Origin of the sequence: Thalassospira xiamenensis M-5 = DSM 17429 (genome assembly GCF_000300235.2) — a bacterium.
GTDB lineage: Bacteria > Pseudomonadota > Alphaproteobacteria > Rhodospirillales > Thalassospiraceae > Thalassospira > Thalassospira xiamenensis.
The window spans coordinates 2,786,281-2,808,141 of the sequence record NZ_CP004388.1 but is presented as its reverse complement, the minus strand read 5'-3'; the positions used below and the strand labels follow the sequence as shown (position 1 = coordinate 2,808,141).

16 protein-coding genes are annotated in these 21,861 nt (G+C 55.4%); 6 read left to right on the top strand and 10 right to left on the bottom strand.

What is annotated here, in order from left to right; translation table 11 throughout:
* Positions 1-8: 8 nt before the first annotated feature.
* Positions 9-2,171: a TonB-dependent siderophore receptor gene (locus TH3_RS13185; RefSeq protein ID WP_007091351.1), complete on the bottom strand. Its 2,163-nt coding sequence runs from the start codon at positions 2,169-2,171 to the stop codon at positions 9-11.
* Between the two features lie 296 nt (positions 2,172-2,467).
* Here TH3_RS13185 and TH3_RS13180 point away from each other — a divergent pair, with 296 nt between their 5' ends.
* Positions 2,468-3,124 carry a TetR/AcrR family transcriptional regulator gene (locus tag TH3_RS13180; protein WP_007091352.1) on the top strand — a complete coding sequence of 219 codons (657 nt, stop codon included), beginning with the start codon at positions 2,468-2,470 and terminating at the stop codon, positions 3,122-3,124.
* 295 nt (positions 3,125-3,419) lie between these two features.
* Complete coding sequence (gene fdhA, locus TH3_RS13175; RefSeq protein WP_007091353.1) at positions 3,420-4,610, top strand: formaldehyde dehydrogenase, glutathione-independent; 1,191 nt, start codon at positions 3,420-3,422, stop codon at positions 4,608-4,610.
* Between the two features lie 83 nt (positions 4,611-4,693).
* Here fdhA and TH3_RS13170 read toward each other — a convergent pair whose 3' ends face one another.
* The 4 genes from TH3_RS13170 to TH3_RS13155 form a co-directional block, all read right to left on the bottom strand.
* Complete coding sequence (locus TH3_RS13170; protein WP_007091354.1) at positions 4,694-7,255, bottom strand: GcvT family protein; 2,562 nt, start codon at positions 7,253-7,255, stop codon at positions 4,694-4,696.
* 81 nt (positions 7,256-7,336) lie between these two features.
* Positions 7,337-8,194 carry a formyltetrahydrofolate deformylase gene (purU, locus tag TH3_RS13165; protein ID WP_007091355.1) on the bottom strand — a complete coding sequence of 286 codons (858 nt, stop codon included), beginning with the start codon at positions 8,192-8,194 and terminating at the stop codon, positions 7,337-7,339.
* 36 nt (positions 8,195-8,230) lie between these two features.
* Complete coding sequence (locus TH3_RS13160) at positions 8,231-9,166, bottom strand: electron transfer flavoprotein subunit alpha/FixB family protein (RefSeq protein ID WP_007091356.1); 936 nt, start codon at positions 9,164-9,166, stop codon at positions 8,231-8,233.
* A gap of 17 nt (positions 9,167-9,183) precedes the next feature.
* Positions 9,184-9,933 (bottom strand): electron transfer flavoprotein subunit beta/FixA family protein, encoded by a 750-nt coding sequence (locus TH3_RS13155; protein WP_007091357.1) that lies wholly within the window; start codon positions 9,931-9,933, stop codon positions 9,184-9,186.
* A 184-nt stretch (positions 9,934-10,117) separates the two neighbouring features.
* Between TH3_RS13155 and TH3_RS13150 the strand changes: the two genes are divergently transcribed.
* Positions 10,118-11,191: a GlxA family transcriptional regulator gene (locus TH3_RS13150; protein ID WP_007091358.1), complete on the top strand. Its 1,074-nt coding sequence runs from the start codon at positions 10,118-10,120 to the stop codon at positions 11,189-11,191.
* Positions 11,192-11,279: 88 nt separating this feature from the next.
* On the opposite strand, the gene TH3_RS13145 is transcribed toward TH3_RS13150, so the two are convergent.
* The 3 genes from TH3_RS13145 to TH3_RS13135 form a co-directional block, all read right to left on the bottom strand.
* Positions 11,280-12,908: a BCCT family transporter gene (locus TH3_RS13145; RefSeq protein WP_007091359.1), complete on the bottom strand. Its 1,629-nt coding sequence runs from the start codon at positions 12,906-12,908 to the stop codon at positions 11,280-11,282.
* Positions 12,909-13,068: 160 nt separating this feature from the next.
* Complete coding sequence (locus TH3_RS13140; protein WP_007091360.1) at positions 13,069-14,202, bottom strand: FAD-binding oxidoreductase; 1,134 nt, start codon at positions 14,200-14,202, stop codon at positions 13,069-13,071.
* On the bottom strand, positions 14,199-15,473 hold the full coding sequence (locus tag TH3_RS13135; RefSeq protein ID WP_007091361.1) for an aromatic ring-hydroxylating oxygenase subunit alpha: 1,275 nt from the start codon (positions 15,471-15,473) through the stop codon (positions 14,199-14,201). Before TH3_RS13135 ends, TH3_RS13140 begins: the two co-directional genes overlap by 4 nt.
* 823 nt (positions 15,474-16,296) lie before the next feature.
* On the opposite strand from TH3_RS13135, the gene TH3_RS13130 reads away from it, so the two are divergent.
* The 3 genes from TH3_RS13130 (at position 16,297) to TH3_RS13120 (ending at position 19,051) form a co-directional block, all read left to right on the top strand.
* Positions 16,297-17,265, top strand: a complete 969-nt coding sequence (locus tag TH3_RS13130) for a cation diffusion facilitator family transporter (RefSeq protein ID WP_007091362.1) — start codon at positions 16,297-16,299, stop codon at positions 17,263-17,265.
* 143 nt (positions 17,266-17,408) lie between these two features.
* Positions 17,409-18,356, top strand: coding sequence for a 2-dehydro-3-deoxygalactonokinase (locus TH3_RS13125; protein WP_007091363.1), 948 nt, complete (start codon positions 17,409-17,411; stop codon positions 18,354-18,356).
* 35 nt (positions 18,357-18,391) lie between these two features.
* Positions 18,392-19,051 carry a 2-dehydro-3-deoxy-6-phosphogalactonate aldolase gene (locus tag TH3_RS13120; RefSeq protein WP_007091364.1) on the top strand — a complete coding sequence of 220 codons (660 nt, stop codon included), beginning with the start codon at positions 18,392-18,394 and terminating at the stop codon, positions 19,049-19,051.
* A 28-nt stretch (positions 19,052-19,079) separates the two neighbouring features.
* Here TH3_RS13120 and TH3_RS13115 read toward each other — a convergent pair whose 3' ends face one another.
* Together TH3_RS13115 and TH3_RS22430 are read right to left on the bottom strand one after the other, a co-directional pair.
* A complete protein-coding gene (locus TH3_RS13115; RefSeq protein ID WP_149029989.1) occupies positions 19,080-20,966 on the bottom strand; it encodes an inverse autotransporter beta domain-containing protein in 1,887 nt (628 codons plus the stop codon).
* Positions 20,887-21,822 carry an AraC family transcriptional regulator gene (locus TH3_RS22430; RefSeq protein WP_167710571.1) on the bottom strand — a complete coding sequence of 312 codons (936 nt, stop codon included), beginning with the start codon at positions 21,820-21,822 and terminating at the stop codon, positions 20,887-20,889. The genes TH3_RS13115 and TH3_RS22430 overlap by 80 nt, the downstream gene beginning before the upstream one ends.
* Positions 21,823-21,861: the final 39 nt, after the last annotated feature.

Genomic DNA, 21,861 nt, shown 5'->3' with positions numbered 1-21,861 from the left:
CGCCAATCTTACCATTTATAGCGAAGACCAAGGAGGAACTGCGCACCATTGCCATACTGGCAATAAAAGTTTGAGCTGCAGCTTGAATAGTATTCCTTGTCAAACAGGTTGGTGACGTTAAGCGTTGCCTCGGCGCCATCCAGCGCCGGGCTGATGCCCCCCAGCGCGTAGCTGAGTGCTGCATCGGCAAGCACATAGCCATCCGCCTTGGTCGTGTTGTTGCTGTCGGCGAAGCTGCTGCCGACAAACCGCAGGCCGCCGCCAACGGCCAATCCATCCAGTATACCGTTGTCAAAGCGGTAATTGGCCCATGCAGAGCCGTAATATTCCGGCGCAGCCTGCGGGCGTTTGCCAATATTGCTGGCGGTGGTGGATTGGGTGACTTCGGTGTCAATCAGGGTTGTGGCGGCAATGAGTTCAAGATTTTCTGTCACCTGTCCACGGGCTTCGAATTCAATCCCGCGAGAGCGGATCTCGCCTTCCTGAACCTGGAAATTGGTATTTACCGGGTCGGCTGTCAGGACGTTTTCCTGAACAATGTGGAATGTGGAAACGGTGAATAATGCATCAAGGCCGTGGGGTTCAAACTTGACACCGGCTTCCCATTGTTCTGCCTCGGTCGGGGTGAACGGGTTGCTGGCGGCATCAACGCCCACTGTTGGCTCGAACGATGTTGAGTAACTGATATAGGGGGCGATACCATTATCAAATTCATAGAGCAGACCGGCACGGTAAGATTCCGAGTCACTGGATTGATTTCTGGTTGAGTTCGTCAGGCGATTTTCGGTCTTCTGATCGGTCCAGTCGTAGCGAACCCCCAACAGGGCGTGCCAACCGCCAAGGGCAAGCTGATCCTGAAGGTACAGGCCGGTTTGCTGCAATGTCTGCCTGTTATCGATAAATGTGGTGAACGGACCATAGGCGAGGCTGTATTGCGGATTGGTGACACTAAGCGATGGGGCGGTTCCGACCTGATATTCCCATTCGCTGACGGAGCGTTGGAAGTCAAGACCGACAAGGGTCGTGTGTTCCAGTGCACCGGTTGCAAATTCGAATTGGGCATTGTTGTCAGACGAGATGCCATCGACATTTTCGATTGATCTGGTTGCCTGGCGGGGCAGGCTTCCGCCTGCTGTGAGGGCCCCCGTCATCTGGATGCCCTGAAAATCCAGATCCATTGCCGAATATCGCGTTGCGGAGCTGATGCTGACGACATCATTGATGCGATGATCAAAGTCGTAGCCGATACCATATTGTTCGCGATCATAGCTTTCGTAACCGGGATCGCCGACATTGAAGTCACGGTCAAGAGCCCCGCTATATTGTCCAGATGCCAGAAACTTCGGATAGATCGAGTTGAAATAACCGCCTTCCGGATCTTCCTGATAATAGGTCTGCACCGTGATCGAGGTATTTTGTGTCGGTTGCCATGTCAGTGCCGGGGCAATGGCAATTCGTTCCTCGTCAACATCATCATAGCGTGTTTCGGCACGCCGGGTGATCCCGGTCAGGCTGTATTGCCATTCGCCTGCGTCATCGAGTGCCCCCTGACTGGTCAGTCCTGCCTGCATACGGTTGTGCGAGCCGTATTCAAGGCGGGCTTCGTTATAGGACACGTCATCTGGTGTGCGCGACACCTGATTGACCATGCCCCCCGGGCTTGTCTGACCATACACCACGGCCGATGGTCCCTTGAGCACGTCAAGATGATCAAGCAGGAAGGGATCAATCGAGGGCAAGGCAAAACCCTGTCCGCGGGGCAGGCGCAGACCATCCAGAAAATCGACAATACGCGTCGATGTGCCGAACCCGCCATAGCCGCGCATGAACAGGCTGTCATACCGGTTTGTCGTATCCGGGGTCGACAGGACACCGGCGGTGTAATTCAGGGCATCTTTCACGCTTTGCGGATTTTGATCGTCAAGCTGGCGGCGTGTGACGGTACTGATGGATTGCGGGGTTTCCAGTGCCGGTGTTGATGTCTTGGTTGCACTTTTCGGGGTTTCATCAAGGTAGGAATCCCGTGTCGAAGCCGGATCGGGGGCGTCGGCCTCGATCTCGATCGTCGGGAGCGTTACTGCCGCGTTCTGCGCGTTGGCCGCAAGGGGGCTTAGCATCGTGGAGGTTGCAAGCAATATCATGCGCGCATGCATCGGAGATATCACTGTCATCTGTTGGGCCTTTTCTGGTTCGTCGCTTTGCGGGCAAGCAGATCATGGTTCTGTAATGCGTATCATTATTAATTGCGACTTATGTAAAACAAACGGGACGGTTCCGTCCAGTTAATTTTTCATATTATTTAAGACACTAGATGTATTATGGGTTCTTGAGGTTGGGGATTGGCCGTGGACGGTGGCGGTGTCTTCTGCTAGGAACGGGGCATATTTACCGTGAGGTGCGCCTTTTCCTGCGAGGGCACAGCGGTTGAAATACAGCCGGGTGCCTTGGCGGTGTGGAGAGAGGGATCATGACAAAAACAGGTGCGCCCAAGCGCCGTATCGGACGGCCGCCAAAAGAAGATTCGGCCGAAACATCCAGCCGGATTATCGACACGGCAGCGCAGTTGTTTGCAGCCCAGGGATATGCCGCGACCTCGATGGAGCAGGTGGCCGCGGCCTGCAACGCGGGCAAGGACACGATCTATCGCAGGTTCCCGTCAAAGGCAGATTTGTTCGGGGCGGTGGTGAGCCGTTTACGTGCCGGTGTTCTGGAAAATCTTGAGCAGGAAATCAGTGCGGTTGCAGGCAGTGGCGACGCCCTTGAGCGGTTGCGCCGTGTGGCCAGATGGTTCCTGTCGGTGAACCTGCGCCCGGAGATGGTTGCCTTCAAGCGCATCGCGATGAGTGAGGCTGTGGTGTTTGGTGCTGCTGGTGCTGCTGGTGCGGGGCATACGGATAATGATCCGATCATGGCGCGCCTTGTCGGGCTTGTCAGGGATGCGCAGCGTGACGGATTGTTGCGCAACGGCGACCCGATAACGATTGCCGAACATCTTATCCATTCTATCGTGTTCGGACCGTCAAACCACGCCATGCTGGGCGGAAACAGGTATGACGATGAAACAGTCCGGGACCATTATTTCGATCAGGCATGGGGACTGTTTCTGCACGGGGTTGCCGAGTAATGCTGGTTGATTGAGCTGCTTTGGCTGCGGGCCGTTACGGCTTCCTTTGGGCTGACTTGATTGTGGAGCCCCTGCAACCAAGCGATATGCGCAATGGTACTCTCCATTCGTCGTATTCGTTCAGTCCATATCCTCCGGGTTTTGTTATTCTCTGAAATTGCAATCATAGGATGGTTTTTGTCCTCCGTTTTCCGGGGTTCTGCCTTGGAAACGTTCTGTCCGGGCAGGAGCCTGCTGATTGGAATGGAAGGCCGGGGAAGTAATTCCGGCGTCACATAATCGGAGGAGGAAGCAGATGAGCAGCAACAGAGGTGTGGTGTATGTCGGGCCCGGCAAGGTAGAGGTCAGGAATATTGCCGATCCGGTGATGGCATCGCCGAATGGCCGGAAGCTTGACCATGCCGTCATTCTGAAAGTGATCAGTACCAACATTTGCGGATCGGACCAGCATATGGTGCGTGGCCGCACGACTGCGGAGCCGGGGCTGGTTCTGGGGCATGAAATCACCGGCGAGATCATCGAGAAAGGCAGCGACGTCGAGCAGCTTGAGATCGGGGATATCGTATCGGTCCCGTTCAACGTTGCCTGCGGGCGGTGCCGGTGCTGCAAATCGCAGGATACCGGTGTGTGCCTGACGGTGAACCCGGCGCGGGCCGGGGGTGCCTATGGCTATGTCGATATGGGCGGCTGGATCGGCGGGCAGGCGCGTTATGTCATGGTGCCCTATGCCGATTTCAACCTTTTGAAATTCCCCGACCGGGATCAGGCGATGGATAAAATCCGTGACCTGACGATGCTGTCCGACATTCTGCCGACCGGGTTCCACGGGGCGGTGCAGGCCGGTGTTGGTGTCGGGTCCATCGTTTATGTGGCCGGTGCCGGGCCGGTCGGGATGGCCGCCGCCGCATCAGCACGTATCCTGGGTGCCGCCGTCGTGATGGTCGGTGATTTCAACAAGGAACGTCTGGCACATGCATCGAAGATGGGCTTTGAAGCGGTCGATCTGTCGCAAAGTGATCGTCTGGGCGAAATGATTGCCGAGATCACCGGAAGCCCGGAAGTCGACAGCGCCATCGATGCGGTCGGGTTTGAAGCCCGCGGGCATAGCGGCGGTGAGCAGCCGGCCATTGTCCTGAACCAGATGATGGAAATCACACGTGCGGCTGGTTCCATCGGCATTCCGGGGCTTTATGTGACCGAAGATCCCGGTGCGGTCGATGATGCGGCCAGGCAGGGCAGTCTGTCATTGCGGTTCGGGTTGGGCTGGGCCAAGGCGCAGTCGTTCCATACCGGGCAGACGCCGGTGATCAAATATAACCGCCAACTGATGCAGGCCATCCTGCATGACCGCCTGAAGATTGCCGATATCGTCAATGCGCAGGTGATATCGCTTGATGATGCGGCGAAGGGCTATGAAAGCTTTGATCAGGGGGCGGCCAAGAAATTCGTGCTTGATCCGCACAATGTTCTGGCGAAGGCCAGCTAGTCGCGAGGTTTGGACTAACCCGATTGAAACGAAAAACGGGAGCCAGCAGTGGCCCCCGTTCTTTTTATCCGCAGTGTGGGGCGTTAGCTGCGCGGTTTGAGGTTTTCCGGGTCGTAAAGCGGCTTGTAGCCGATGCCGACGACTTCGACCGGGTAAATCTCGTCAAAATAGGAGACGGTCAGTTTGCGGCCTTCCTGGCAATAATCCCACGGCAGATAGGCAAGGGCGATGTTTTTGCCGATGCTGGGGCCGAATGCGATGGAGGTCGTATAGGAACGACGGCCCAGTTCATCAATCAGGGTTTTGCCGGTGTCCGGGTCCATGACCGGCAGATTGCCGACCGGGTAGCGCGCCACCCCGTTGGCATCCGTGTTGTCGGTCATGACAAGGGTGCAGAGCATGGCCGGTTGGTGGTCGCGTTCGCGATATTCGACATGCTTTGCCTTGCCACGGAAATCGGCCTCTTTGACCTTTGGGCGGGCAAGGGCGGCTTCGATCAGGTTATATTGCGTGTGCAGATCGGCGTTTTGCAGGCGCAGTGATTTTTCCAGACGGCGCGAGTTGGCATAGGTTTCAACACCCACGGCCATCACGCCAATGCCGCGCAGGGCATCCCAGACAGCAAGGCCGTCTTCGTAGCGCATATGAAGCTCCCACCCCTGTTCCCCGACATAGGAAATGCGGAATGCGGTGACGGTTTTACCCGCAATGCTGATCTGGCGGATGGCGGCAAACGGGAAGTTTTCGATATCGAGTTCATCAGGGGCGGCAACAACCTTTTTGAGGTTTTCACGGGCGTTCGGGCCCCAGATACCGATGGTGGTGAATTTTTCGGTGATGTCGGTGATGGTGACGTCCCAGCCCTTGTCCTGTGCCATGCGGCGCATATAGATCAGGTCACGCGGGCCGGCATCCGCCCCATTGACCAGACGGCAGCGGTCCGCCATGCGGAAAACGGTAAAGTCGGCACGGACCATGCCCTCGTCATCGAGCATGTGGGTATAGATGCCCTTGCCGATATTGGCATCCCCGCCGATTTTGGCCGCACAGAGCCATTCCATGAGTTCGACATGATCCGGGCCTTCGATATCGGTCATGTGGAAGTGCGACAGGTTGATGATGCCGCAATCGTCACTCATGGCGAGCTGTTCGGCGTTGGAAACGCGCCAGAAATGGCGGGTATCCCATTCATTTTCACGTACCGGCACCCGGTCGGCGTATTTTTCCAGCAGATGTTCGTTGGCGGCATAACCGTGCGCACGTTCCCAGCCGCCCAGTTCCATGAAATAGCCGCCCAGTTCGACTTCGCGTTCATAGAAGGGGGAGCGGCGAATGCCGCGGGCTTTTGAAAATGGCTCGCGCGGGTGGACGGGCGGGTTATAGATCTTTTTCGCGGTTTCCCAGCAGCGGTCGTAAATGTATTTCTCGTCAAGCTGGAATTCATTGAAGCGGGCGAAATCAATTGCATGGTGATCGACATGGGTGCGGCCATGGGTCATCCAGTCGGCAATCAGTTTGCCCATGCCGGGTCCGTCCTTGATCCAGATGCCGACCGCGTACCAAAGGCCGCGCAGCTTCTGGCTTTCGCCCATCGAAGGGCCACCATCGGCCGAGGTTTGCAGAAGACCATTGAAGGAATGGCTTTCGTTAAAGCCAAGTTCGGTCAGGATCGGGGTCAGTTCCATGGCGCGTTCAAGCGGTTCGATGACGTCTTCGAGTTCAAGATCGCGCTGCGAGGGGGACAGGCGTGCCTGATCCTTTTCAAGGATTTCGCGCGGATGGACCAGACGCGGGTTTTCTTCGTAGTAATAGCCCCATTCGATCTGGCCGCCCTCAGTACTTTTGGGATCGCCGGTATCGCGCATATAGGCGGAATTCCCCTGATCGCGCAAAAGCGGCATGCCGATTTCAACACCGGTTCCGGCAAATTCGTTATAGGGCCCGAAGAAGGTCAGCGGGTGGTCAACCGGCATCACCGGCAGGTCTTCGCCGGCCATTTCGGCAATCAGGCGGCCCCAAAGCCCGGCACAGACGACGACATAATCGGCATGGATCGTGCCGCGTTCGGTTTTGACCCCCGTGATGCGGCCATTTTCGGTGATCAGTTCAAGGGCGGAGGTGTTGGCGAAAATCTTGAGCTTGTTGCTTTCGACACCCTGATCGATCAGCTTGCCAGCCACGGTTTGCGAACGCGGGATGACAAGGCCGGCATCCGGGTCCCACATGGCCCCCTGAATCTGGTCTTCTTCGAGAAGGGGGAATTTTTCCTTGGCCTCGGACGCACTTATGATTTTGACGTTGGTGCCAAACGCCTTGCCGGAATCAACGCGGCGTTTGAGTTCGGCCATGCGGGCATCATCGCCAACGCGCGCAACTTCGATCCCGCCGATGCGGGCGTAATGGCCCATCTTTTCGTAGAAATCGATGGAATACATCGTTGTCCAGCAGGACAGCAGATCATGGCTTGTCGCAAAGCAGAAATCGGACGCATGCGCGGTCGAGCCGATATCGGTCGGGATGCCGGATTTGTCGATGCCGACAATATCGTCCCAGCCATTTTCGATCAGATGGTGCGATACCGATGCACCGACAATACCGCCGACGCCGACGATAACGACTTTTGCCCTGTTCGGAAATGCGGCCATTTCTCTGTTTCCTTCTTATTGCGATGGTTATCTTGTGTCGGCGGCGGTGGCGGAATTTTGGCGGTATTGCTGGGTGAAGAATTATTGAGTGAAGACTACGGTGCGGTTTTTATTGAGCATCACGCGACCTTCGAGGTGATATTTGACACCACGGGCCAGAACGCGGGCTTCGATATCGCGCCCGGTGGCGACGAAATCATCGGCCGACATGGCGTGGCTGACGCGTTCGGTTTCCTGTTCGATGATCGGGCCTTCGTCGAGGTCCGGCGTGACATAGTGTGCGGTCGCACCGATCAGTTTCACACCGCGTTCATAAGCCTGATGATAGGGTTTGGCCCCCTTGAAGGACGGCAGGAACGAGTGGTGAATATTGATGATCATGCCATAAAACTGGCTTGAAAGATCGTTGGTCAGGACCTGCATATAGCGGGCAAGGACGACCAGTTCGGATTTGGTTTCCTTGATCAGATCGGCAAGTTTGGCTTCCTGTTCGATCTTGTTTTCCTTGTTCACCGGCCAGTAATGGAAGGGGATGCCTTCCTGATCGGCGATTTTGCGCGCATCTTCGTGGTTCGAGACGATGGCGGCGACCTCGGCATCGAGCCAGCCGACCTTGATCTGATAAAGCAGATGCAGCATCGCGTGATCGAATTTCGACACCATGATGATGATCTTGGGACGGCGGGACAGATCATCGATCTTGAGCTTCATATTGAAGCGGTCAACCGCCGGGTTCAGCATCAGTTCGATTTCGGCCTTGCTGACATTTTCCGGTGTGCTGGTGGCGATGCGCAAAAAGAACTGGTTGGTCTGACGGTCCCAGAACTGGTTGGATTCAATGATATTGGCCCCGCGCGATGCAAGGGCAGAGGCGACGGTTGCGACAATGCCCGGCTGGTCGTCACAGGCGATACGCAGGGTATAGGAATGTTCGCTCACTGGAGTGCTCCGTTTCAAAGGGGTGTGACGTTCGTGTCAGAGCTGACGCTCCAGTTCGGGAAGAATGTCGAACAGATCACCCACAATGCCATAATCCGCGACCTGAAAGATCGGTGCATCTTCGTCGGTATTGATCGCAACGATGATTTTGGAATCCTTCATGCCCGCAAGGTGCTGAATGGCACCTGAAATGCCACATGCGATGTAAAGATCGGGGGCGACCACCTTGCCGGTCTGGCCGACCTGCAAATCATTTGACGCATAACCGGCATCCACGGCCGCACGCGAGGCGCCGATGGCAGCACCGAGTTTGTCGGCAACCGGTGTCATGATCTGCTGGAACTTCTCGGCGGAGCCAAGGGCACGGCCGCCCGATACGATGATCTTGGCGGAGCCAAGTTCCGGGCGATCATTTTTCGACAGGATGTTTTCAAGGAAGGTCGAAAGACCGGTTGCGTCCGATCCGGCATCGATGGTTTTGATCGGGGCCGGGGCGCTATCGCCATTGGCGGCGGCGAAGCTTGTGGTGCGGATCGTGAGGACCTTTGTCGCATCGGTCGTCTGCACGGTTTCAATCGCATTGCCGGCATAGATCGGGCGTTTGAATGTATCGGGGGAAACAACCTCGATCACGTCGGAAACCTGCATGACGTCAATAAGGGCGGCAACGCGGGGTAGCACGTTTTTGCCCGTGGTGGTGGCTGGCGCGAGGATGGTGTCGTAATCGCCTGAAAGGTTGACGATCAGGGCGGCGGTCGGTTCGGCAAGGCGGTGTTCAAGGGCGTCGCTTTCGGCAAGCAGCACGCCACGAATACCTGAAAGTTTTGCCGCCGCATCGGCGACGGAAGAAGCATTTTTTCCGGCGATCAGAATATCGATATCGCCACCGATCAGGGATGCGGCGCTGAGTGCCTTGGCGGTCTGATCGGACAGGGATTGATTATCGTGTTCTGCAAAAAGAAGAATGGCCATTTTTATCTCCGCCCGGTTCAGATGACGCCTGCTTCGGCTTTGAGCTTTTCGATCAGATCGGTTACACCGGCCACCTTGATCCCGGCGGTGCGACCGGCGGGTTCTTCGACCCGGATCACGCGAAGGCGCGGGGCAACCGTGACGCCGAAATCATCGGGCGTTCTGGTTTCCAGCGGCTTTTTCTTGGCCTTCATGATGTTGGGAAGCGACGCATAGCGCGGTTCGTTCAGGCGAAGATCGGCAGTCACAATGGCGGGCAGGGTGACTTCGATGGCCTGAAGGCCGCCATCGACTTCGCGGGTGACCTTGGCGGTGGTATCGCCAAGGTCAAGTTCGGAGGCAAAGGTTGCCTGCGACCAGCCCAGCAGGGCGGAAAGCATTTGCCCGGTCTGATTGGCGTCATCGTCAATCGCCTGTTTGCCAAGGATGACGAGGTTTGGATTTTCGACCGCAACCACGCCTTTGAGCAGTTTTGCGACAGATAGCGGTTCGATGGGGCCATCGACCGTGATCAGGATGGCGCGATCCGCCCCCATGGCAAGGGCCGTGCGCAGGGTTTCCTGCGCCTGTGCCGGGCCGATGGAAACGGCGACGACTTCGTTCGCCTTGCCGGATTCTTTCAGGCGCACGGCTTCTTCGATGGCAATTTCGTCAAACGGGTTCATCGACATTTTGACATTGGCAAGATCAACACCAGTGCCGTCTGCCTTGACGCGGATTTTGACGTTGTAATCAACAACCCGCTTTACAGGTACGAGAACCTTCATCTTCGTCCTTCCTGATAAAATCGCGGTTTGGGGATTTCACCCTTTCGCCGCGAAATCGCATTATTGGTATTGTTGAAAAATAGCTTGGCGAATTTTTGCGCCGGAAAATAGAATGTTTGCGTCAAAGCGGGATTATCGCTACGACAGATACAGCAACCTTGTCTGCATCGGAGGGTCTAGGGCCATGTATTCCGGATCTCAAAGCGTCAAAGCGGGGCGTCCTGCGAATGCGTCTGGTGCGGGAAAGTCGAACCACGAAAAGCCGCGACTTTCGGTCGGGTTCATTCTGGCGAAGCGTTTTACGCTGTGTGCCTTTGCCAATTTTGTCGATGTGCTCAGACTGGCGGCGGATGAAGGGGATCGCAGCCGACCGATCCTGTGTAACTGGACGGTGGTATCCGACACCATGGACCCGGTGCCGTCAAGCAGCGGTATTATCGTTCAGCCCAAGGAACGGCTGGGCGACCCAAGGCGGTTCAATTATATCGTCGTGGTTGGCGGGCTTATGGAAGAAACGCCCAATCTGGGATCGGCCTATCACAAGTTTTTGCACGAGGCGGCGGAGGCCGGTATTCCGCTTGTCGGGATATGCACGGGTGCGTTCCTGTTGCACCGGGCGGGGTTGCTTGACGGGTATCGCTGTTGCGTTAGCTGGTTCCATCATTCCGATTTCATCGAACAGTTCGAAGGGCTTGATCCGGTTGCCGATCAGATTTTTGTCGTTGACCGGGATCGGCTGACCTGTTCGGGCGGGGTCAGTTCGGCGCATCTGGCGGCCCATCTGGTGGACAAGCATGTCGGGCGGGCACAGGCCAGCAAAAGCCTGCATATCATGATTATTGATGATGCGTTGCAGGCGGAAAAGCCGCAGCCGGGTATTCCGCTTGACCTCAAGACGCAGGACCCGATCGTGCAGCGGGCGTTGCTGATCATGCAGCAGAATATCGACACACCGATTTCGGTGCAGGAAATCGCGCGCCGGATGGGCAACAGCAAACGTCAGATCGAACGGCATTTCAGGCTTTCGCTTGATACATCGCCGCAGGTGGCGTTCCTCAATATCCGGCTTGATATGGCCCATTACCTGATGGCGAAAAGCCAGAAGTCGGTGGCACAGGTTGCGGTGGATTGCGGATTTTGTGATTCTTCGCATCTAAGCCGGATGTTCCGGCGGCGATATGGCTGCACGCCACAGGAATTGCGCCGCCCGGTATCCGATCAAGTATCTGATGCGGTGCCGGTTCTGGAAGAGTCGTAACTGTCGCCTTCATATCGAAGTTAACATGCAAACGCCGCCCGGAAGATTATCCCTCCGGGCGGCGTTTTTCAGTGATCAAAGACCGTGATCAGCGCGGTTCACTAGCAAGTCCGCGCCAGATGGCAACGCACATCACAAGCAGAACAATCGTAAACGGCAATCCTGTTGAAATCACCATGGATTGCAATGATTTCAGACCGCCTGCCGAGAGCAGCAGGACAATCGCGACCAGACCTTCGAACACACACCAGAAGACGCGCTGCGGCATCGGTGCGTCGACCTTGCCACCGGCTGCAATCGTATCAATGACCAGCGACCCGGAATCCGAGGACGTGACAAAGAAAACAATCACAAGCACGATCCCGATAAAGGACGTGATTGAGGTCAGCGGGAGTGCATCAAGCATGGTGAAGAGCTGCACCGGAAGGTCGGCTTCCTGCACGGCGGTGTAGCCGTCACGAACGACCTGACTGATGGCAGAACCGCCAAAGATCGACATCCACAGCACGCAGACCAGCGACGGGATCAGCAGGACACTGATGATGAATTCCCGCACGGTACGGCCACGACTGACGCGGGCGATGAACATACCGACAAACGGGGACCAGGAAATCCACCATGCCCAGTAGAACGATGTCCATCCCTGCATGAAGTTGACATCTTCGCGGCCAACCGGGTTTGACAGGGCCGGAAGGTATTGAAGATATGCCCCCAGGAAGTCAAAAACATCGGTTGCCAGAAGCAGGGTCGGACCCGCGACAAGCACGAACAGGAACAGCAGGAAGGCAATCCCCATATTGATTTCGGATAACAGCTTCACCCCGGATTCCAGACCGCGAACGACCGAGAACAGGGCGATGGAAGTGATGCCGACAATCAGGATCACCTGCCAGGTGGTGTCGATGGGCATTCCGAACAGCTTGTTAAAGCCGGAATTTGCCTGAACCGCACCAAGACCAAGCGAGGTGGCAAGACCGAAAAGGGTCGCGAAAACAGCCAGAATATCAATGATATGCCCCGGCCATCCCCAGACGCGTTCACCGAAGATCGGATAGAAGGCGGAACGGATGGTTAGCGGCAGTCCCTTGTTATAGCTAAACAGCGCAAGGCTGAGTGCGACGATGGCATAGATCGCCCAAGGGTGAAGGGCCCAATGGAAAATCGATGCCGCCATGCCCAGACGAACGGCTTCTTCCTGCGTGGCGGCGGCACCCAGCGGGGCCCAGTCGGTGCGAATGCCATCGGCACCCACGGCAGTCCCGCCCAGAGAAGACGAGAAGTGGCTTAGCGGTTCCGAGACACCATAGAACATAAGCCCGATCCCCATGCCGGCCGCAAACAGCATGGAGAACCAGCTTAGATAGCTGAAATCAGGTGTTGCGTCCTTGCCGCCAAGCCGAACCTTGCCATAGGGGCTGACGACGACGACAAGGCAGAGGATTACGAAAATGTCGGCGGCACCGATGAAGAACCAGTCGAAGCCTTTGGTGACTTCTGAAAACAACAGGCTGAAAACCGAATTTGCCTGTTCTGGCATCAACAGTGTGTAGGCAACGAACGCGATGACGGTCAGGGCGGAGACGGCAAAGACGGGGTTATGGATATCGAACCCGATGGGGCCGAGATGCCCTTCGATATTGTCCTGACCGATATTGTAGTCTGTATCAATCTGGCCTTCTGGCGGTGTTTCTTCCGCCGGTGTTTTGACGTCACTCATGAAGCTTCTCCTGTTATGAACCTGCGAAAAAATTCCGTCAGGAGAGATCCTTTGATTGGACCCTTCTTGTGATTTGGATAAAAGGATGCCGCGCACGCCAATAGGCGAGCTCATTTATGCTGTTGGTAACGTGCGGGGCGTAAGGCAGAGGTCTGGAGTTCTAGAGTTCGACCTCGATGTCCGACAAAGGTGTCGAACAACAAATCAGGACTTTGCCCTGATCTATTTCGCGCTGGCGGATACCGCCACCGTGCTGCATATCGACTTCACCGGAAATCAGTTTTGACTTGCATGTACCGCAGATGCCGCGCTGGCAGGAGGACATCGGCAATATCCCCGCCTCGCGTGCCGCCGAAAGAACGGTCATGCCCGGACCACATTCGACAACGTGGCCGGTTTTGGTGAAGCTCACCCGGAAGGTCTGGCCGCTGATTTCCGGGGCCGCGACAGGCTCTTCAAATGTTCCTGCTGTTTCCGCGCCGAAGTCGAAGCTTTCCTCGTAATATTTCTCCATGTCGAAACCGGCATCGCGCAGCATGTTGCGGACACCTTCCATGAAGGGGGCAGGACCGCAACAGAACACCTTGCGGTCCTTGAAATCGGGCAGCATCAACGACAGCATCTGAATGTTGAAGCGGCCGGTATAGCCGGTCCAGCTGTGGTGGGCGGCGGCGGTACTGCAGGTGAAGGCAATTCTGAGGCCCGGGTTCTGGGTGGCAAGAAGCGACAGTTCCTTGTGGAAAATGATGTCGGCCGGGGTTCGTGCCGCGTGGATGAAATACAGATCGGACGGTTCGGACAGATCACAGGCGGTGCGGGTCATCGACATCATCGGGGTGATGCCGCTGCCAGCCGAAATGAACAGGAGCTTTTCCTCGCCAGTTGCATCGGTGGTGAATTCACCGAACGGGCCGGAAACATTCACTTCCTTGCCGGGCATCATATAGTCATGCAGCCAGTTCGAACCGGGACCGCCAGGCACACGTTTGACCGTGATCTCGATCCGGTAGGGGCGGGCGGCAGATCCCGAAATCGTGTAACTGCGCGTGACCATGCCTTCGACGGGCAGTTCAAACGTCATGTATTGGCCCGGATAGAAGCGGAATGCGCGCGGTTCGCGGGCTGAAAAGACGAATGTTTTTACATCATGGGTTTCCTGACGCACCTGCCGACAGACCAGAACGTCATCATTTTCCGGGTCCCAAAGTGGGATGCGGGTGGCCTCGGTAAAGTTTTCATCGTCCCCGGACGGGGCGGCTTGCCCGGGTGCCGGTGGATTGGTCTGGGTCATCATTTGGTGGCCGCCCCGGATTTGTCTTTGGCCAGATGTTGATTCATCCGGGCGATATACCAGTCACAGAATGCTTCGACATGCGGTTCGGTAAAGCGTGAATAGGGGCCGGGCTCGTAGGATGGCTGTTCGCTGCCAAGCTGGGCAATACGGACAAGATCGGCGTCCTGCTGGTTGGTCATTTTCCAGACCTGGGTCAGGTTATCGAGGTTGTAATCTTCGCCTTCGATGGCGTCCTTATGGACAAGCCATGTGGTGCGCACCAGCGTGCGGTCGGCTGATAGAGGCAGGACCGAGAAGGTGACGATATGGTCGCTCATGAAATGGTGCCAGGAATTCGGATGCGTCCAGAAGCTGAGCCCGCCCAGCTTCGGATCGGTGAATTTGCCCAGCAGTTTTTTCGAGGCGACCTTGGTGTCAAGGGTGTGAGATTCACCTTCCCACATCAGCGGCAGGCGCATGGTGCGAAAGCCGGTGATATCCGAAAGATGATCTTCTTCTGCCGATGGCAGGCCACAGGATTCCCAGCGTTTATGCTCGTTTTCAATCGCGCTGGTATATTTTTTGACGTCTTCGGACCGGCGTTCGTCCATTTCATCGGGGGAAAAGCCAAAGCCGAATTCGGATAGCGGCACGGTCAGTTGCGGATGGTTGGCTTCGCAGTGATAGCATTCGCGGTTGTTTTCCATCGTCAGCTTCCAGTTGCCTTCCTCGATCAGGTCAGAGGTGAAGGCAACCTTGCAATTGGCGATGTCGTGCGGTGCGATATAGGGCGTCATCACGCGGGCCATATCGTCGATGTCTTTGGGGGCTTCATCGGCAAGGCAGATGAAAATCAGTCCGGCGATGGAACGGATATGGACGGCTTTAAGCCCGTGACAGCTTTTATCAAAGCCAGCCCCCATATGTTCGGCCAGGATCAGATCGCCGTCTTCGTTATAGGTCCAGCCGTGATAGCGGCATACGATATTGCCGATTGTCGTGGCGCGTTCGTCGATCAGCTTTGCCCCACGGTGGCGACATACATTGTGAAACGCGCGGATTTCCATATCGTCGCCGCGCAAAAGCAGGATCGATGCGCGGCCTACCTCGACCGTGATGCAGTCACCCGGTTCAGGCAGTTCCGGCTCTACCGCGACGAAAATCCAGTGCCGGTTGAAAATGACCTCTATATCCAGATCAAGGATTTCCGGGGCATTGTAAAATGGTGCTTCGAGGCTTTTGCCTTTCTCGCGGCGCGACACGAGTTCTTGTATGTCAGAAGAAAAACGCATGATCGGTACCTCAACTTATGAGGGTGTCACGGGAGAAGGACTTTGTCGGTCCTTGCGGAATGAGTGAATGATGGACCTGTCTTGGGTGCAAGGAAACAGGAAGCAGTGATTTTCCGTCTTCGGACGACATCATTGGCCGGTTTCAGGTGTTTGTCACGGCAACGAACAGACAAGGCAAAAGCACATGGAAATGCTTCCCGGTGGCGCAGTTCGGCCCTTGCCCGGTTGGTCACAACAGGGGGGCAGATACTTGAAAAACAAGCGCCCGCAAACGGGATGCCTGTCTTGTATGCGGCGCGTGCTGTCAATTGCACCCAAAGTCTCCCTCTTTTCATGCGGCAGGTAACCTGCTCTTCATTCGCCCTTGATGAACAACAGGCGATTAAAAAGATTTGAAAATCTATTGCGAATTGGACGGCAGGTGGCAGGAACCTTGAGGCAATCACACAGTAAAATTGCGACGCAAGAGTGTAACATTGGGTGTCAGATCGCCATGATCGGTTGTTATCCGTTGAAAACAGGGCGTTTTGGTTTCGCCGGTCGTATCAGGGACAGGAATGATTCCTTATGGAATATGGCGTCCTGGGCGGGGTTTTGTGACGGGTGTTCCGTTAGAGGGCGGGAACATCAAAATCGTACCGACGTTTTAAAATCGCCCACATCTGTCTGGGCCTGATTTTTCTGCCAGCAATGACATTTCGTGAAAACAGGTTAGACTGTTGCGCAATCTGGATTTTCTGATCAAAGAAGATCGGCCGATCAACAATCTTTCCAGTCCCTGGTCCTGACCCTGACAACCACAAAACCCGGAAGCCACCATATCATGTCTCATTCTTCCAAAGGCGCCATTTATATGGCTGCTGCCGCCAATCTTTTGATCGCCGTTGCCAAGTTTGGCGGGGCGGCGGTTACCGGGTCTGCCGCGATGATGTCAGAAGGGATCCATTCGCTGGTTGATACCGGAAATCAGGGATTGCTTCTGCTTGGTATCCGGCTGTCGAACAAGCAGCCCGACAAGCAGCATCCTCTTGGTTATGGCAAGGAAACCTATTTCTGGTCGTTTCTGGTGGCGGTGATGATTTTTGGCCTTGGGGCGGGGGTTTCGATCTGGGAAGGGGTGGACAAGATCATTCATCCCCATGCGCTTGATATTCATATGGTTGCCAGCATCGGCGGGTTCGATGTCATGACCTATCATGTCGTGCTGTCGATCCTTGTCATTGCCATGCTGCTGGAAGGGTTGGCGTTCCGGACAGCCTACCGGGCCTTTGTCACGCAACATCCCGATACGCCAGTTTTGAAGGCCATTCACGATACCAAAGATCCGACCGTGATCGTCATCCTGTTTGAAGACAGTGCGGCCATGCTTGGCCTGATCGTTGCCTTTTTCGGGATATCGGCGGCGTATGTTCTTGATATGCCGCTTTTGGACGGGATTGCATCGGTTGCGATTGGCGTCATTCTGGCGGTTACGGCGTTCTTCCTTGCGGTGGAATGCAAGGGATTGCTGATCGGTGAAAGTGCCACGGCCGAAACCCGGTCAAAGATCACTGCAATGGTGAATGCCATTCCCGGGATCAAGCGCGCCAATGAAATCATTACACTGCATCAAGGTCCGCAAAGCCTTATGGTGTGCATCAGTGTCGATTTTCAGGACAATATCAGTTCGAACCAGATAGAGGCGACCGTTTCCCAGGTCGAAGCCGATATCCGATCCACCATTCCCGGTGTCGCGAAGGTGTTTATCGAAGCGCAAAACTGGCGGTCGCATCAGGAGCTTCTTGCTCAGTGATCTGGCGCAGTGATTGGGCGCAATGATCGGGTGCAATGATCCCGCCATTCAGCCGATCATCCGTGCAGACGCAGATTGACCGGCTCTGTTGCAAATAGTATGAGGAATTCAAACAAATCATAACGTTTGAGGGCAGGGTGGCCGTGTCACAATCGGAACTTAAATCTTCCGCCGCATGGATTGCCGTGGATTGGGGAACATCCAACGTTCGGGCATGGGCGATGGATGATCGTGCCAATATCCTTGATCAGGTCTCAAGCCCGCTAGGCATGAATGCGATTGCGGCGGATGCGGCACTTGGGTTTGAGGGCGTTCTGATCGATCTGATTGGTCGGTGGTTGCCATCCGGGTCATCTGATCGGATGCGGGTTGTGATTTGCGGCATGGCCGGGGCAAAGCAGGGGTGGCTTGAAGCGCCGTATTGTTCGGTGCCGGTGCGCCCGGATGAATTGGCATCCGGCGCGGTACGCCCGGTCCTTTCCGATCAAAGGATTGATGTTGCGATTTTGCCGGGGCTTAAGCAGGTCGATGATCCCGATGTGATGCGGGGCGAGGAAACCCAGCTTGTCGGGTTTATGGCCTCGCAGCCGGAATTTGATGGCTGGGTCTGTTTGCCGGGAACTCATTCGAAATGGGCGCGGGTTTCGGGCGGAGCGATCCTTGGATTTAAAACCTATATGAGTGGCGAGGTTTTTGCCCTGCTTTCCGGGCAATCGATCCTGCGCCATTCAATGGATGATCGATGGGATGATGCCACTTTCGAGGCCGCGATACGCGATGCATCCGATGCACCGACCGGTTTCCTGCACAAGCTGTTTACGGTGCGTGCAAGTGGGCTGGTCGGCAATGCGAATGCCGCAAATGTACCGGGTGCCGCGGTTCTTTCCGGGGCTGTGATCGGTTCGGAAATTGCCGATGTCGTTGGCGCGCTGGACGGAAATGCGCAGATTGCCCTGATCGGGGATGGCAAGCTTGCCGGTTTGTATCGCAAGGCGTTGGCGGTGCATGGGTTTGACGCGGATGCCGTTGATGGGCAGGCGATCACGATTGCCGGTCTTGCGGCGGCGCATCAGGCCATCCGCAATGCATAACAGTATTTTGTTTTTCAAGGTTTCGCAGGTGTAACATGGCATATCCGACTTCGGTAAATTCACAGATCACGGACGCGGCGGAACCGGTTTCCCATCGCAAGCTGATTGCCATCCTGCGCGGGGTGAAACCCGATGAAGCGGCCGGGATGGCGCGTGCGCTTGTCGATGCCGGAATCACGATGATCGAGGTGCCGCTGAATTCCCCTGAGCCGCTTAAAAGCATTGCGGCGATGAAGGATGAAGTCGGCACGGCGGCATTGATCGGGGCGGGGACGGTTTTAACACCCGAAGACGCCGAACGGGTCAAGGCGGCCAAGGGCGAATTCATCGTATCGCCCAATTGCGATATAGAGGTGATCGCCAGAACCAAGGAATTGGGCCTTGGATCGTGGCCCGGTGTGCTTACACCCACCGAATGCTTTGCCGCGATCAAGGCCGGGGCGGATGGGCTTAAAATCTTTCCGGCCAGCATCATCGGTGCCGAGGGGATCAAGGCGATGCGGGCCGTATTGCCAAAAGATATGCCGGTTTATGCGGTGGGCGGCGTCGGGCCGGATGATTTTGCCACCTATGCCAAGGCCGGGTGTGACGGGTTTGGTCTTGGGTCGGGCATTTATAAACCGGGCATGACGGCAAGCGATGTGTCCAAGGCCGCTATTGCCTATGTTACGGCGCATGATGCGGTGTTTGGCTGAGGTCTTTGCTGTCAACTCGCCGTTTATTCTACGGGCAATTGATGGTGCTAAAGCCTACAGAACGTGTCGGTGGCGCAGCAAAGAAACAGCTACCATCATTGGTCGTGTTCCCGGTTGATGCGACGTTGAAAATTATTGTTCCGTTACCGGTAATAACTCTTTTGGTGCCGGTGGTTGAAAGTGAAAACCTGTTGTTGGCAATGGTCGCATTGGTGGCGTTTCCAACAACAATTCCGTTCGTAGTGGCGGTATTGGATGATGCCGATAACGTGTTGTTACGAACGACCAGATTGGTTGAGCCACTGGCTGCGATGGCAACGCTACTCGTTGTCCCATCAAAGGACGTAAGTGTGCTGTTTTCGATTGTGACACCGGTTGTGTTGTCAGCGCGAACGGCAAACGTGCCAGTCCCATTATTCGAATTGCTGACGGTCATTCCGATCAGTTTGGTATTATTTCTCATCAGCAGTGTATAGGCGTTATTTTGGTTCGTCGCCGCGATTTTGCCGCCAGAGATGGTCAGGACCGCTTCGCGACCGGAAGGGGATCTAACAGTGATATTGCCAGACCCGACAAGAGTTTGACCGGCAACCATATTTACCTGCTTATCTACATCAATTGTTCCGTCAATGATAACCGTATTGGCCCCTGCTGTGCCCAGGTCAATATTGAAATCATCTGTATCGACCACCGATGAGGCGTTGATAACCGTCAAAGTTTGGCCATCGGCTGTTTCTGTGGCGGTTTCAACCGGGCCGAAGGCGCCAGCTTGGCTGACAATATCAATGTCACGGACCACCGGATCAGTCATGCGCCGTTCCATCGGTGTCAGGCGCTTGCGGCCTGCGCCAAAGAATTGCAGCGGAATGCGCAGACGTGCTGTAACAAATCCCTGTGAGCCACGCGGTTTGTCATGTTGCCATTCGCCGCCTATGGAAAAGCGCGATCCGTCCCAAAGCCAGGGGACCTCGTCGAATGCCATTTCAGCCCGCAGTCGCGGACCGGTTATGTCCGCGACCTCGTCGGCAAAGAAATGATATCCACCGGCGAACAGTCTGATTTGCCGGGATTCTTCTGGTTCATAGACCGGTAGACGCCAACCGATTTCGCCATCAAAGCCAGCCATGCTGCGTTCTTCGCCGCCACGGAAGCTGATGGTTGTGCCCGACAGGCTGACCTCGTTCAAGGCGTCAACACTGCGAACACGGCTTCCCTGCGGGATATAGGCGTTGCTACGAAAATCCCAATCGGTGGACAGGGCCTCAAGCCCCAGCGTGATCTGATTGTAATAATTATCCCATTCGCTTTTGCGCCGGTCAAAATAAGCAATGCCGCCAACATTCCAGCCACTGCCAAGCATATGGCGTAGTCCAACGCCAAAATTGCCTTCAACACTGCTGCTATCATCCATGCGCGTACGTAAATTAGTAAAGAACAGCGTATCTTCATTCTGAAGAAGCGGCATGAAAAGATCGACTTCACCCAGATTACGGTTTGTGCCTGCCTTGCCTTCAAGGTCAAGATGCGGTCCCCATTTGGGGGTGTCGCCTTCTTCTGCCTTGGCCTCTTCCATTGGACAGGCAAGTGCCATCAGCACCAGCCACGCGGAAAACCGGGGGCGTATATAAGCGATCTTCATGGGGTGACCTTGCAGAAGCCTTTCAGAAAATGACAAAGCTTGTCCGACATCCTGTTGAATTGTTTTTGCGCTGTTTTCCCAGCGCCTGTTGCCACGTGGTGTAGGTAACAACCACGCGTCAAACAATCGCGGATTTCTGCGACGATTACTTTTTGTCGTGAAGTGGATAGTGGTGTCCGAAATCGGATATTTTGGCCTACGCTTCGCGTGCTGTTTTGGTCGGACGTTCGCCAAATTCTTGTATATATTCCTGTGCGAAACGTCCCATATGGCCAAAGCCCCATCGCCGGGCGATGGTCGCAACTGGGTCCGTGACGTCAGTTGACATCAGATCATTGCGAACAAGCTGTAGACGAACCTTGCGAATATACTGTCGCGGCGTCAGCCCAAAGGCATCAATGAAGCCGCGTTGCAAAGTGCGGTAACTGCACTCGGCAGTTTCTGACAATGACACCATGTCAAGAGTTTCAGACGGGTTCGCATGGATATAGTCCTGAGCGCGCTTGACATGGCGAGGAACGGCACGCGAAACTTCCTGACCGGTGAGGATATCCTGCACATTGCTTTTCAGTTGGGTCAGTATATGTGTCAGCAAAAGATCGCAGGCCTGTGAAGTCACTAATTTATTTGGCTTATCCATCAGCCCGTGATTAAGGGAACTTGCCAGAAATTGCATATAGTGCCGGATCATTTGCCCACCAGAGGTCGTAAGATTGGCAACCGGATCAAATTCTATCGGGTAAAGTCCCATAAGCTCCCCACCAAGGTTTCTTGCATGTTCCCTGATCCGGGTTTTAGAGATCGGCAGGACATAGGAATGAAACTGTTCCTGATAGGCTGTTGTCTCGATACTTAGATCGCGCATCATGCCTTGGTTGGGTGTCAGATCCCACGTGCGGCCAAGGTGGGTGATTTCGCCCCAACCATCGGTCGGGACAAACAGCATCATTGTATCGCTGCCTTCCCCGGCAGACTGCCAGTCGACACGTGCAGTCCCGAACGTTCCATGCAAAAACGGTTGGTTCCCGATCATGGCAAGCGCCATATCGGCATCAATCTCGTCCCCTTTTCGATTGATCCTGAGTCGCAGTGGTGAAGAAAAATCAGAAACGAATTCCTGTAGCTCAGCCAAATCTTTTGACCGAATTACTGTGAATTTCGAATGCAATAC